Below are 14163 nucleotides of genomic sequence, written 5' to 3' on the forward strand. Positions count from 1 at the left end.
GCCATCCTTGGCGCTCCACGTTTTTGAACCCTGTTTCCCGCCGAAGCCGCCAGATTTTTCTGATATCTCGAACGAGGTTTTATTATCTACTGGCGCCTCTCAAACCTCTACTTCTGGTTTTTCGCTCTGCTGGGCGGTCTTCTGCCGTATTGGTCCCTGTACCTGGAAGGCCGGGGGGTTTCCTATCTTGAAATCGCCACGCTCATGGCGACCATTCAACTGACCAAAATCATCGCTCCGAATGTCTGGGGCTGGCTCGGGGACCGGACCGGGCAGCGGGTTTGGCTGGTTCGGTTCGGGGCGATTACCGGGTCGTTGTTCTTTGCCGGTGTGTTTATGGAGCCTGGGTTTTACGGGCTTTTGCTGGTTATGCTGGCGTTCACCTTTTTCTGGAATGCGATTCTTCCGCTTTATGAAGTGATCACCCTGCGGTCCTTGGGAACCCAGAGGGACCGGTATGGCAAGGTTCGGCTCTGGGGTTCTGTAGGGTTTATCGGTGCGGTGGCACTGGTGGGCGGGATTCTGGAGTTGGTTCCGATCAATCTGTTGCCATGGTTGCTGTTGCCGGTGTTTGCGGGGATTGCGGTGTCGGCGTTCCTGTTGCCGTCGGAGCAGGGGGAGCGTAAGCCGCCAGCGCCGAAGGGCAGCCTGAAGGCGATTGTGACGCACCCGGCGGTGGTGGCGTTCTTCCTGATGAATTTCCTGCTGCAGGTGTCACACGGGGCCTATTACACGTTTTTCAGTATTCACTTGGAGCAGCACGGGTACGGCAAGCTTTCGATCGGGTTGTTGTGGTCATTGGGAGTGTTGGCGGAAATCGGTTTGTTCCTGGTAATGCACCGGCTGACGCGAAGTTTTACGGTCCGCCAGATTGCCATTGCGGCGCTGACACTAACCATGATCCGTTGGGTGTTGATTGCCGAGGTGACGGACGTGGTTTCCGTGCTGATTTTTGCACAGCTGCTGCACGCTGCCTCTTATGGAGCGCTGCATGCGATTTCCGTGCAGTATATTCAGGGATTCTTCGGTCAACACCATCACGGCCAGGGGCAGGCGTTGTACAGCGGCCTGACCTTCGGCGCTGGCGGTGCGATCGGGGCCTGGATGTCGGGCTTTCTGGTGGACGGTTTCAGTACCTCAGCGGCATTCTGGGGTGGAGCGATTGCAATGGCTATCGCAATCGTTATCACTTGGCGGGGCCTGCGACCACCACCTGAGCAGTAATCGGGCTATTGCAGCTCGGCGGCGATCTCCAGAAGCGCCCTGGCTTGCGGGCTCAGCTCCCGGCCTTTTAGCCCCACGGCGCCAAGAATTCGGCTGACGGTATGGGGTACCGGCAATACCGTCAGGGATTCGTCGACCATGCTCACCGGCAATACGCTCCAGCCCAGCCCCACGCTCGCCATCACTTTGATGGTTTCCAGGTAATTGGTAGGCATCTGGATTTTCAGGGGTAACCCCGCATCCAGGAACAACCGGCTGATGGAGCGGTATGTGGCAGTACCGGCCTCGGGCAGCAGGGCATCGTAGCGGGACAGGTCCTCAAGAGCAGGCTTATCCAAAGAGGCCAGCGGATGCTCAGGCGAGACCACAAACGCCATGGCGTCCTCCCAGCGCACATGCACTTCAAAGGCCTGATCCATGCTTTCACTCAGCGTCACAAATGCCAGCTCGGCTGTCCGTTTGCGCATCTGGCCGAAGGCGCTTTCCGAGTCCATGAACTGCAGTTCCAGTGATACGTCGGGGTAATCCCGGTTGAGCCGACGTAGCCACGCTGGCAGATGATGCAGCCCGATATGGTGGCTGGCAATTACAGACAACGGCCCGGATATTGTCCCTTCCCGGTCCGACAGCGCCTGCCGGGCATTATGAACCTCATCCAGAATACGCCGCGCATGGGGCAGCAACCGCGCGCCGGCATCGGTCAGCCGTATCTGGCGGTTACTCCGGTCAATCAGCTTGGTCCCTAACTGGTTCTCCAGTGCGGCAAGCCGTTTGCTGATAGCCGGCTGTGTCAGGTGCAGCAGCTCGGCGGCTTCCGAGAAGGATTCCTGGTCGACTATTGTCAGGAACGCTTTCAGTGAGTTTGCGTCCATATTGTTGGCCTCCTTGACTGCTAGTTCAGAGGAGGTCGTATGCCGGCAAGCCCCCCGAAGCTGTGAGTCATGTAGGTCGGATTAGACGAAGTCGTAATCCGACAGGATTTAGCTGTTAACTCGATGTCGGATTTCGCTTCGCTCTATCCGACCTACGGTCAAAGCCATATTCTGTGCAGGCCCGATAAAGGTTCAAGAAGCGTGGTGGTCAGGGCCTCCCAAAACCGTGGAGCGCCATGGATGGCGCGACCGAGCCCCCATGGATGGGTTCACGGCGTGTTTTGGGAGGCCCTGACCACCAGGCGACAAGCACGAAACAATTAGGCCCGGTTTTAAGGAAGGCCAGTACCGAAAGCCTAATATGCCCCAAAGGAATGCACAACATAAAAAACATGAATTGAGGTTATTCAGGAGTAAGCGTTAAAATAGAACCATAGTTTTAAAACCAGAAACCCCCAGAGAGTGAGAGAGAACCATGGCGGGCAAGACCTTATACGACAAATTGTGGGACGACCATCTCGTCAAACAGCGGGATGACGGCTCCGCGTTGATCTACATCGACCGACACCTGCTTCACGAAGTGACGTCGCCACAAGCCTTCGAGGGGCTTCGCCTGGCCGGGCGCAAACCCTGGCGGCTGGATGCCAACCTGGCTACCCCGGACCATAACGTGCCCACCACCGACCGCGAGCGCGGCGTGGAAGGCATTGTCGACCCGGTATCGCGGATCCAGGTGGAAACGCTCGACAAGAACTGCGACGAGTTCGGTATTCTCGAGTTCAAGATCAAGGACCAGCGCCAGGGCATTGTGCATGTGATCGGGCCGGAGCAGGGCGCGACGCTGCCGGGCATGAGCATCGTGTGTGGTGACTCCCACACCTCCACCCACGGCGCCTTTGGCTGCCTGGCCCACGGCATTGGCACGTCTGAGGTTGAGCACGTGCTGGCCACCCAGTGCCTGGTTCAGCAGAAGATGAAGAACATGCTGGTGAAGGTAAACGGCAAGCTGGGGCCGGGTGTGACGGGCAAGGATGTGGTGCTGGCCATTATCGGCAAGATTGGCACGGCCGGCGGTACTGGCTGCGCGATAGAGTTCGGCGGCGAAGCGATTCGTGACCTTTCCATGGAAGCCCGCATGACCATCTGCAACATGTCCATTGAGGCCGGTGCTCGTGTCGGCATGGTGGCAGTGGACCAGACCACGATCGATTACGTGAAAGACCGCCCGTTCGCACCCAAAGGTGAGATGCGGGACCGGGCCATCGAATACTGGAAAACCCTGCACAGCGACGATGACGCGGTATTCGATAAGGTTGTGGAGCTGGAAGGCTCTGAAATCATGCCGCAGGTAAGCTGGGGCACGTCACCGGAGATGGTGGCCGGTGTCGGCGGTAATGTCCCCGATCCCGAAACAGAAGCAGATCCAATCAAGCGTGAGGGTATTGTCCGGGCCCTGAAATACATGGGCCTCAAGCCCAATATGCCGATCACCGAGATCAAGTTGGACCGGGTGTTTATCGGTTCCTGCACCAACAGCCGCATTGAAGATCTGCGCGAGGCAGCAGCCGTAGTGAAAGGCCACAAGGTGTCACCGCTTCTGAAGCAGGCCATGGTGGTTCCCGGTTCCGGGCTGGTGAAAGTGCAGGCGGAGCAGGAAGGGCTGGACAAGATCTTTATCGAGGCGGGTCTTGAATGGCGTGATCCCGGTTGCTCCATGTGCCTGGCGATGAACGCTGACAAGCTGGGGCAGGGAGAGCATTGCGCCTCCACCTCCAATCGTAACTTCGAGGGCCGGCAGGGTTTTGGTGGGCGAACCCACTTGGTGAGCCCGGCCATGGCGGCAGCAGCCGCAATCAATGGCCACTTCGTTGATGTCCGCGAGATGATGAACTGATCCACAGGAGAGACACCATGCGAGCGTTAAAGCAACACCAGGGCATTGTTGCCCCCATGGACCGGTCCAATGTGGATACGGACATGATTATTCCCAAGCAGTTTCTGAAGTCCATCAAGCGCACCGGCTTCGGCCCGAACCTGTTTGATGAATTGCGTTACATGGACGAGGGCAAGCCGGATCAGGATTGTTCACAGCGGCCCATCAATCCGGATTTCGTGCTCAACCAGGATCGCTACAAAAATGCCAGTGTATTGCTGGCCCGGCGGAACTTCGGCTGCGGCTCCAGCCGTGAGCACGCTCCCTGGGCACTGGAAGATTTCGGTTTCCGCGTTATCATAGCACCCAGTTTTGCCGATATCTTCTACAATAACTGCTTTAAGAATGGTCTGTTACCCATTGTTTTAAATGAAGAAATAGTCGGCCAATTGTTCCGTGAAACAGAAGCGGAAGAGGGTTATCACCTGTCCGTCGATCTCGAAGCGAAAACAGTCACGACGCCCTCCGGTGAGTTCTTCAGTTTTGAGGTCGATGACTTCCGCCGCCATTGTTTGCTGAATGGCCTGGATGATATCGGTGTGACGCTTGAAGATGCCGGTGCGATCAGGGCTTATGAAGAGTCGCGGCGGAAGACGGCGCCCTGGTTGTTTGGTGCCGGTGGTTGATTCGATGTTGTCGGATTACGGCTTCGCCTAATCCGACAATGTATTAAAATTTAAAGGAAACACTATGTCCCGAAATATCCTGATGCTTCCGGGCGACGGCATTGGCCCGGAAATTGTCGCTGAAGCGGAAAAGATCCTGCACAAGATTAACGATAATTTTAGCCTCGACCTCAAGTTCGAATCTGCCCTGGTCGGCGGCGCTGCAATTGACGAAACCGATACGCCACTTCCGGACGAAACCCTGGACAAGGCCCGCAAGGCAGACGCCATTCTGCTGGGCGCCGTCGGTGGACCGAAATGGGACAGCCGTCCAATGGCCAGTCGTCCGGAAAAGGGATTGCTGGGGTTGCGCTCCAACCTGGAGCTGTTCGCGAACCTGCGACCGGCAATCCTCTATCCCCAGCTGGCATCCGCCTCTTCCCTCAAGCCTGAAGTGGTATCTGGCCTGGATATCATGATTGTCCGTGAGCTGACTGGCGGCATCTACTTTGGCCAGCCCCGCGGTGTACGTGAGCTGGAAAACGGGGAGCGCCAGGGTTACAACACTTACGCATACACCGAATCGGAAATTCGTCGTATCGGCCGGGTAGCATTCGAGGCAGCCCAGCAGCGTGGCAAAAAGCTGTGTTCGGTGGACAAGGCCAACGTGCTGGAAGTGACTGTTCTGTGGCGGGAAATCATGGAGGACCTGAAGCGGGAGTATCCCGACGTGGAGCTGTCCCATATGTATGTCGACAACGCCGCCATGCAGCTGGTTCGGGCGCCAAAACAGTTCGATGTGATTGTGACTGGCAACATGTTTGGTGATATTCTTTCCGACGAAGCGGCAATGCTGACAGGCTCCATCGGTATGCTGCCGTCTGCGTCCCTGAACTCCGAGAAGCAGGGTATGTATGAGCCCTGTCACGGCTCCGCACCCGATATTGCGGGACAGGGCATTGCCAATCCGCTGGCCACGATTCTCAGTGTTGCCATGATGTTGCGGTATAGTCTTGGCGAGGAAAAGGCAGCCGAGGCCATCGAAGCGGCGGTCAGCAAGGTACTGGATCAGGGGCTCAGAACGGCGGATATCATGTCTGCCGAGGGCCGGAAAGTATCTACCCGTGAGATGGGCGATGCAGTTCTGGCGGCACTCTGAGGCCGGCAAATTTTAAGACCTGACGACAACGCGATGCTGTTGACGCGGGATCATTCATCCTGTCCCTGCCAGCGATAACGGCAGAGGGCGGGCATAAAACGAGGTTCAAAGGTCGCACATGAAGCGAGTTGGACTTATTGGCTGGCGCGGTATGGTGGGCTCTGTCCTCATGCAGCGCATGCGTGAAGAAAACGATTTTGCGGATATCGAACCCATCTTTTTTACTACCTCCCAGGCTGGCAAGCCGGCACCGGACGTAGGTAAAGAGGGTGTGCCTCCTTTGCAGGACGCCTTCGATATCGACACCCTTAAAACTCTGGACGTTGTGGTTACCTGTCAGGGCGGCGATTACACCGGCCCGGTCTACCAGAAACTCCGTGATGCCGGATGGCAGGGTTACTGGATTGACGCGGCTTCCACGCTAAGAATGGTCGACCATTCCGTGATCGTGCTTGACCCGGTCAATCGCAAGGTCATTGATGACGCATTGGCCAAGGGCGTTAAAGATTTTGTTGGTGGCAACTGCACAGTCAGCCTGATGATGCTGGCGCTCGGTGGTCTGCTTGAGCAGGATCTGATCGAGTGGGTATCGCCCATGACCTATCAGGCTGCCTCGGGCTCGGGTGCACAGAACATGCGCGAACTTCTCAATCAGATGGGTGAGCTTAACAGCGCGGTGGGTAGCGAGTTGGCTGATCCTTCATCTGCCATCCTCGAGATTGATCGCAAGGTCACCGACACCATGCGTTCTGACGGTTTCCCGACTGAGCACTTCGAGGTGCCTCTGGCTGGTAGCCTGATTCCGTTTATCGACAAGCAGCTCGATAACGGCATGAGCAAGGAAGAATGGAAAGCCGGTGTCGAGACCAACAAGATTCTTGGTCGCAGCGACAACCCCATTCCTATCGACGGTATTTGCGTCCGCATCGGCGCCATGCGCTCTCATAGTCAGGCGCTGACTATCAAGTTGAAGAAAGACCTGCCGATATCCGAAATAGAATCGATTCTGGCGAAGGCCAATGACTGGGTAAAGGTGGTTCCAAACGAGCGCGATGCCACCATTCAGGAACTGACGCCTGCGAAGGTGACCGGAACGTTGAGTGTTCCCATTGGTCGCATCCGCAAACTTGCCATGGGCCCGGAGTACATTTCAGCGTTTACGGTCGGTGACCAGTTATTGTGGGGTGCGGCTGAGCCGCTGCGGCGGATGCTGCGCATCCTTCAGGAGAAGTAACGCGGCTGCGCAAAAGGGTAATATTTTGCCAACTGTGTCCGGTTTCAGAAAGCCGGTCAGGGGCGGAGGTGTATTACAGCCTCCGCCCCTGTTATTTTCAGAGGCGTTTTTGAGCGTGCTCCCGTTCTGGTACCCAGGCTCTCGCCGATTGAAGAGACGGGATCATCGTTGTGTAACAATATGTTCCAAACTGTTTATGAAAAAATGGTGCAAGGATTGCGGCTGATTGATTGATAAAAGAGGTATTATCAACAATACTTGCCCGGTCAAATATTAAAAACATTACATAATAACGATAGTAATCAAGACGGAAGTCATCCAACCTCGTCCGATATCTGTTCCAAGGAACAGTAACGAATAACGGAGACTGGTAAGGAAAAAGCATGAAGGTACGCAAGCTTGCGGTTGCTCTGGCTCTGGCGGGAGGGCTCGGTTCCGGCGTCGCACAGGCCCTGGGTCTGGGAGAGATTGAATTACAGTCCTATCTGAATGAGCCTCTGAACGCGGATATCAATCTGCGTAAAAGCGAGGGAGTTGACCCCGGCGATGTGTTTGTCAACATCGCTCCAGATTCAGCCTACGAAAGGGTTGGTATCGACCGGAACTATTTCCTTACCAAACTTGATTTCCAGGTAACGACGGCCAGAGATGGCAGTCTGGTGATCAACGTATCGTCCAGGGAACCCTTACGGGAGCCCTACCTGAACTTTCTCGTGGAAGTTACCTGGCCAAACGGCCGACTGATGCGTGAATACGCCGTATTGGTTGATCCTCCGGTTTACGCTGAGGAATCCGGAGTCGAGGAACAGATTTCCGCGCCCGCCACTCGCCAGGCATCGCAGCAATCATCGCAACAGCAATCACAGCCCGGTACCCAGGCACGGTCGCAGGAGCCCCAGCGCGCCGCAACACAGCGTGCGCGAACTCTCGGCCCCACCGGTTCGTCGGACACCCTATGGAACATCGCTGCCAGCGTTCGGCCGGACAGCAGCGTATCCACGCAGCAAGTGATGCTGGCACTGCAGGATCTTAATCCGGATGCCTTTATTGGCGGCAACATCAACCGCCTCAAACGCGGTGAGGTACTGCGCGTACCTGATATCCAGGATATCCGCAGCCGTTCCCGCGATGAGGCTGTCAGGCAGGTTGCGGCTCAGAACGAGTCATTTTCACGTCCCGAGCGCACGGTTGATGCTACCGATGCCCAGGTTGCTTCCGGCCAGGCCGCGCAGGGGGGCAATGGCGGCGACGAATTGAGATTGCTGGCCAGTGATGACAGCGGCTCGCGCGATTCTGACGAAGGTGGTTCGGCAGGTGGAGACGGCGACACCGCCGGTGGTGTGGACGCGGGCTCCGCCGTTGCCATGGAAGAACTTGAAAGCGCCCGTCGTGAGAACGAAGAGCTCACAGGGCGTGTTGATGACCTGCAGGAGCAGGTAGAGACCCTCCAACGTCTGCTGGAACTCAAGAACACGCAGCTTGCTGAGATTCAACAGGCGGAAGGCGAGGGTGTAGATGAACAACCCGTCGATGCGCCTGATGAAGAAACACTTGCAGAGCAGGCAGCAGAGGAAGACGTTGAGGCCGGTTCAGAAACAGAACTTGCCGAAGCGGAAATGGATGATTCCGATGCCGCTGAATCCGATGCTGCAACCGATGCCGATGCTGCGGACGAATCTGCTGAAGAACAGGTAGCTGGTGCCGGGGAGGAAGTTGCGGATGCATCGGGCGAAGGTCAGGAAACCGCGATGGCAGATGAAGATACTGCTATCGAGGAATCGGCATCCGAAATGCCCGCAGCTGATGACGAGCAGGAGGAAGAGGCACAGGTTGCAGCAGCATCACCCGAGCAGCCAAGCCAGGAGCCTGCCACTCCCCCGGCGCAGCCAGACAAGGGTTTCCCGGAGAATGTTATCAGTGCTATTACCAACAACACCATGTACCAGGTGGCGTTGGGCGGTGGCCTGATCGTTCTGTTACTGCTGTTGCTGCTGCTGGCCCGTCGCAACGCCAATCGCGAAAAGGCGTTCTACGACCAGCTCAACGGCGACGCCGAAAGCGACACTGACACCTTCGACCTGACGCTGGATGACGAAGAAGGCATGGAGCATCCGGAAGACGATCCGTTGGCTGAAGCGGACGCCTACATTGCCTATGGTCGTATGGATCAGGCTGCTCAGTCGCTCGAGACCGCTATTTCACGCGAACCCAGCCGCACAGATCTCAGGTTGAAGCTTTTGGGCGTGTACGCGGACACACAAGACCGAGCATCATTCGAGAAACAGCTGGGTGAGGTCGAGGCGCTGGATGACGACGACGCCATCGCTGAGGCCCATGATCTGCGGTCGCGCCTGGAAGAAGCCGAGTCAATGCCGAGCATTGACGACCTTGAGTCGCAACTCAGGTCGGATTCCTTCGATACGAGCACCGATGATCTCTCTGATGAGCTTGCCTCTGATCGCTACGAGTCCCGTCCCGGTGAGGAGGAAGAAGACGAGTTTGGCAGCCTGGAAACGGATTTCTCCGAGCTGGATCTTGATGAACAGCATGAAGCCGGCGCAGACAAAGAGCCTGGTCCGGATGACCTGATCGAATACGATCTGTCGGGTATTCACTCTTCTGAAGACGATGGTGGCGAAATTACCGAGGAAGATACCAGCGAGTCAGAAACTGATGACCTGGCAGACGACGCCTTTGATTTCACCCTGGAGGACGAATCCACCAGCGAGTCGCTGGAAGATGGCGATGAGGAAGATCTGAGCCTTGAGCTTGATGAAGAGGACCTGGAAACCTCCGAGCCTGAGCTTACTGAAACGGCTGAAACTCCGTCAGCTGAGGCTGAAGAGGAAGACTTCCAGGAAGGCGACCTCGATTCGCTGGATGAATCGTTCCTTGACGAGCTGGATGCCGAACTGGACAAGGTAGCCGGCGATGAGGAAACACCCTCCGAAAGTGATGAAAATGAGCTGGATGATCTGGAGCTGGATGTTTCTGACGAGGACCTTGCATTAATGGAAGAGTTTGCAGATTCCGGTGATACCGCAGGCACCGACATGGAAGAAGACACTGCACCACTTGACGAGGAGCTCGGTCTTGAAGACGCGCTGACCGGCGAAGAGCCCGCAGATCCCGAAGAAACCGTTGCTGGTGCCGAAGCCGTTGAAGATGAACTGCCGGAACTGAGTGACAACGCGGAAGAAGAGCCTCCGGTTGCCTCCGATGCTTCCTCTGCTTCAGCCGCATCAAGGTCGACGGACATCGATGAATCCGATCTGGGAGACGAGGATGACTTTGACTTCCTGTCAGGTACCGATGAGGCGTCAACCAAGCTGGACCTGGCCAGGGCCTATGTAGAAATGGGTGATGCGGATGGCGCCCGTGATATTCTGGAGGAAGTTGCTCTGGAGGGAGATGAGGAGCAGAAAGCGGAAGCGCAGGACCTCCTGAAAAACCTGTCCTGATTCGATATAATCAGGCCTGAAAGCGCAAAACGCCGGCTACCGGGTCACGCCCGGACCAAATGCCGGCGTTTTGTTTTGTTATCAGCATCTCAAACCGGACAGCTCATTGTTTCTTTCACCGCAACCACTGACCACCGATAGCTCCATCGGGGCGGGGCGTGTGGCGCTCGCCTTCGAGTACGACGGCCGGGGATTTCACGGCTGGCAGTATCAGAAGTCCGGTGTCCGCTCTGTGCAGGGAGAGTTGACCCGTGCCGTATCAAAAGTGGCGGACCATCCGGTTGATCTGGTGTGTGCCGGCCGGACGGATGCAGGTGTTCATGCCAGTTACCAGATTGCCCATTTTGAAACCCCCTCGGTACGCAATCCGCGCTCCTGGGTAATGGGCATCAATACTTCGTTGCCGTCGGATATTGCAGTTCACTGGGCCGGCAATGGCGTCGATGATTTTCATGCCCGCTTTTCCGCAACCTACCGGCGCTACCGGTACGTGATTTACAATCATCCGGTGCGGCCCGGCATTCTCAGTGGGCAGGTCAGCTGGACCTTTCGTCCACTGGATGCGGAGTTGATGAGCCAGGCGGCCCAGTTTCTGAGGGGCGAACACGACTTTTCGTCTTTCCGGGCCGCGGGTTGCCAATCCAGATCGCCCATCCGTTTTCTTGAGGCAATCAGCGTAACCCGAAAGGGAGAATTCGTCGTAATTGATGTGCAGGCCAATGCTTTTCTACACCACATGGTCCGTAATATTGCCGGCGCACTGATGGCCGTTGGAGCCGGGAAGCAGCGTCCCGAATGGATTCGTGAGATACTTGAATGCAGGGACAGAACCGCCGCCGGAGTCACGGCTCCGCCCCATGGGTTGTACCTGGTGGATGTGGGGTATCCAGCCGAGTTCTCGGTACCGGTGGCGCAATGCGGCCCGGGGTTCGTGGCGCCCTGGTTCAGCACCGCTGACAACAGGCCGCGGCCCCCGACGCACATACATCGAAAACAGCGATAATCACCTTATGAGAACCCGAGTCAAAATCTGTGGGGTTACCCGTAAACAGGACGCTGTTGCCGCAGCCAGCGCGGGAGCAGATGCCATAGGGTTTGTGTTTTATGAGCCCAGCCCCAGGTACGTTACCGCAGAAGTGGCTCGCGAACTGGTTAGCGCCTTGCCGCCATTCGTATCTGCAACAGGGCTGTTCGTTAATCCGGACGCAGAATTCGTGAGACAGATTCTGTCCGAGGTTCCCCTGGACCTGCTGCAGTTTCACGGTGACGAATCTCCGGAGTTCTGCAACAGTTTTGGTATGCGCTGGATCAAGGCGGTGCGGGTTCGCCAAAGCCAGGATATCGAGAATGCGTTTCGGGATTACGCAAAGGCCAGCGGGTTGCTGGTGGACGCCTGGGATCCGGACAAGTATGGCGGAACAGGGCAGGCCTTCAATTGGTCGCTGATTCCGGAAACCCGTCCGATGCCACTGATATTGGCCGGCGGACTGGCTTCTGATAACGTATTCCGCGCTGTTGCGGAGGTTCGGCCCTGGGCGGTTGATGTCAGTGGTGGTGTAGAGAGTAGCAAAGGCATCAAAGACGACGTAAAAATCACTGATTTTATAAATGAGGTTCACCGTGTCGATGAAACTGACTGAAGAAATGCTCAAGGCGCTTCCTGATGCACGGGGCCATTTCGGTGCCTATGGTGGAAGATTTGTCTCCGAAACGCTGTTCGATTCGCTGTTGACCCTTGAGCGCGAGTACAAACGGTTAAAGGATGATCCGGAGTTTCAGGCCGAATTCGACAGGGACCTGGCGCACTACGTGGGTCGCCCCAGCCCTTTGTATTTCGCCGAACGGCTGAGCCGGGAAACTGGTGGTGCGCAGATCTGGCTCAAACGGGAAGATCTCAATCACACCGGCGCCCACAAGGTAAACAACACCATCGGGCAGGCACTGCTGGCGCGATTCCTTGGCAAGAAGCGTGTTATCGCCGAAACCGGTGCCGGCCAACATGGTGTGGCTACCGCTACCGTCTGTGCCCGCCTGGGGCTTGAATGCCACGTCTTCATGGGCGAGGAAGACATCAGACGTCAGTCTCCCAATGTCTACCGGATGAAGCTGCTGGGTGCCGAGGTCCACTCGGTTACGAGCGGTACCCGTACCCTGAAAGACGCCATGAACGACGCCATGAGGGACTGGGTAGCGAATGTCGACGACACCTTTTACATTATCGGTACTGTGGCCGGCCCCCATCCTTACCCGCTACTGGTCCGTGATTTCCAGTCGGTGATTGGCCGCGAGACCCGTGAGCAGTGTCTTGACCGTACCGGAAAGTTGCCCGATGCGCTGGTCGCCTGCGTCGGTGGCGGATCCAATGCCATTGGCATGTTCTATCCTTTCCTGACTGACGAAAGCGTCGAACTCTACGGCGTAGAGGCTGGCGGCCTTGGTATTGAGTCAGGTCAGCATGCTGCACCTCTGAGTGCCGGTCGCCCGGGCGTGTTGCACGGCAACCGCACCTATCTGATGGAAGACGAGAACGGCCAGATTGCCGGTACACACTCCGTCAGCGCCGGCCTGGATTATCCGGGCGTTGGCCCGGAACATAGCTGGCTCAAGGATATTGGCCGGGCACACTACGTGTCGGTTACCGACGATGAAGCGCTGGATGGCTTCCGTAAACTGACCCGCGTGGAGGGCATCATGCCGGCGCTGGAAACCGCCCATGCCGTTGCGTATGCGATCAAACTTGCCGCCTCCATGGACAAAGACAAGGTGGTGGTGATCAACATCTCCGGCCGCGGCGACAAGGATATGCAGACCATCGCCGAGATAGATGGTATCGAGGTTTAAGCTACAGCAAAGGAGCTGGCATGAGTCGAATCGAAGGGGTTCTTAAATCCCTGAAAGGGCAGGGTCGAAAGGCACTGATTCCGTACATTACCGCTGGCGATCCACACTTGGATCAGACCGTTGATCTGATGCATACGCTGGTGGATGCGGGCGCTGATATTATCGAGCTTGGCGTGCCCTTCTCGGACCCGATGGCGGATGGCCCGGTGATCCAGCAGGCCTGCGAGCGTGCACTCAGGCATGGAACCTCCCTGCGCCAGGTGCTGGCGATGGTGAAAACCTTCCGGGAAAAAGACGATGCAACACCCATTGTGTTGATGGGCTATCTAAACCCCATGGAGGCCATGGGACAGGAGAAGTTTGCGGATGCCGCTGTCGATGCGGGTGTGGATGGCATCCTCACAGTGGATCTGCCACCGGAAGAGGCTGACGAAGTCGCGCCCCTGTTCACCGCACGTAACCTGGATGCGATATTTCTGCTGGCACCGACCACCACCGATGACCGAATTCGTGCAATCAGTGAGCACAGTTCCGGCTATGTGTACTATGTTTCATTCAAGGGCGTAACGGGAGCTGGCAAAATTGATGTGGATGAAGTGGCCTCGAAGGTTGCTCACATTCACGAGCTGACCGCTCTTCCGGTCGCTGTCGGCTTTGGTATCCGTGATGCAGCTACTGCTGCCGCTGTCGGGCGGGTATCCGATGGTGTAATTGTCGGCAGTGTGTTGGTGGATACAATAGCCCGGAATCAGGCAGATCCTGACCAGCTCAAGCGGGCGTTGTCAGATCTGCTTCACCCGATGCGCGAAGCACTGGACAGCCTGGCCTCCTGAC

At 56.8% G+C, this 14163-nt stretch carries 11 protein-coding genes; 10 read left to right on the top strand and 1 reads right to left on the bottom strand.

Features of this window, described 5'->3' with window-relative positions:
- Nucleotides 1–84: 84 nt before the first annotated feature.
- A complete protein-coding gene (locus M8010_RS11100) occupies nucleotides 85–1224 on the top strand; it encodes an MFS transporter (RefSeq protein ID WP_349666109.1) in 1140 nt (379 codons plus the stop codon).
- Nucleotides 1225–1229: 5 nt separating this feature from the next.
- Here M8010_RS11100 and M8010_RS11105 read toward each other — a convergent pair whose 3' ends face one another.
- Nucleotides 1230–2096, bottom strand: a complete 867-nt coding sequence (locus M8010_RS11105; protein WP_250091234.1) for a LysR family transcriptional regulator — start codon at nucleotides 2094–2096, stop codon at nucleotides 1230–1232.
- A 475-nt stretch (nucleotides 2097–2571) separates the two neighbouring features.
- On the opposite strand from M8010_RS11105, the gene leuC reads away from it, so the two are divergent.
- The 9 genes from leuC to trpA all read left to right on the top strand — a co-directional run bounded on the left by leuC (nucleotide 2572) and on the right by trpA (nucleotide 14162).
- Nucleotides 2572–3990, top strand: a complete 1419-nt coding sequence (gene leuC / locus M8010_RS11110) for a 3-isopropylmalate dehydratase large subunit (RefSeq protein WP_250091236.1) — start codon at nucleotides 2572–2574, stop codon at nucleotides 3988–3990.
- 17 nt (nucleotides 3991–4007) lie between these two features.
- The gene (leuD, locus tag M8010_RS11115; RefSeq protein WP_250091237.1) at nucleotides 4008–4655 is read left to right on the top strand and encodes a 3-isopropylmalate dehydratase small subunit; all 648 of its coding nucleotides are present in this window, start codon (nucleotides 4008–4010) and stop codon (nucleotides 4653–4655) included.
- A 64-nt stretch (nucleotides 4656–4719) separates the two neighbouring features.
- Nucleotides 4720–5793, top strand: coding sequence for a 3-isopropylmalate dehydrogenase (gene leuB, locus M8010_RS11120; protein ID WP_250091239.1), 1074 nt, complete (start codon nucleotides 4720–4722; stop codon nucleotides 5791–5793).
- 118 nt (nucleotides 5794–5911) lie between these two features.
- Nucleotides 5912–7027: an aspartate-semialdehyde dehydrogenase gene (asd, locus tag M8010_RS11125; RefSeq protein ID WP_250091241.1), complete on the top strand. Its 1116-nt coding sequence runs from the start codon at nucleotides 5912–5914 to the stop codon at nucleotides 7025–7027.
- 383 nt (nucleotides 7028–7410) lie between these two features.
- A complete protein-coding gene (locus M8010_RS11130; protein ID WP_250091243.1) occupies nucleotides 7411–10488 on the top strand; it encodes a FimV/HubP family polar landmark protein in 3078 nt (1025 codons plus the stop codon).
- Between the two features lie 106 nt (nucleotides 10489–10594).
- On the top strand, nucleotides 10595–11491 hold the full coding sequence (gene truA, locus M8010_RS11135; protein WP_250091245.1) for a tRNA pseudouridine(38-40) synthase TruA: 897 nt from the start codon (nucleotides 10595–10597) through the stop codon (nucleotides 11489–11491).
- A gap of 7 nt (nucleotides 11492–11498) precedes the next feature.
- Nucleotides 11499–12128 (top strand): phosphoribosylanthranilate isomerase, encoded by a 630-nt coding sequence (locus tag M8010_RS11140; protein WP_250091247.1) that lies wholly within the window; start codon nucleotides 11499–11501, stop codon nucleotides 12126–12128.
- Complete coding sequence (gene trpB, locus M8010_RS11145; RefSeq protein ID WP_250091827.1) at nucleotides 12121–13329, top strand: tryptophan synthase subunit beta; 1209 nt, start codon at nucleotides 12121–12123, stop codon at nucleotides 13327–13329. Before M8010_RS11140 ends, trpB begins: the two co-directional genes overlap by 8 nt.
- A gap of 20 nt (nucleotides 13330–13349) precedes the next feature.
- Nucleotides 13350–14162 carry a tryptophan synthase subunit alpha gene (gene trpA / locus M8010_RS11150; protein ID WP_250091248.1) on the top strand — a complete coding sequence of 271 codons (813 nt, stop codon included), beginning with the start codon at nucleotides 13350–13352 and terminating at the stop codon, nucleotides 14160–14162.
- Nucleotide 14163: the final 1 nt, after the last annotated feature.

It is taken from the genome of Marinobacter sp. ATCH36, from assembly GCF_023555055.1.
Lineage (GTDB): Bacteria > Pseudomonadota > Gammaproteobacteria > Pseudomonadales > Oleiphilaceae > Marinobacter.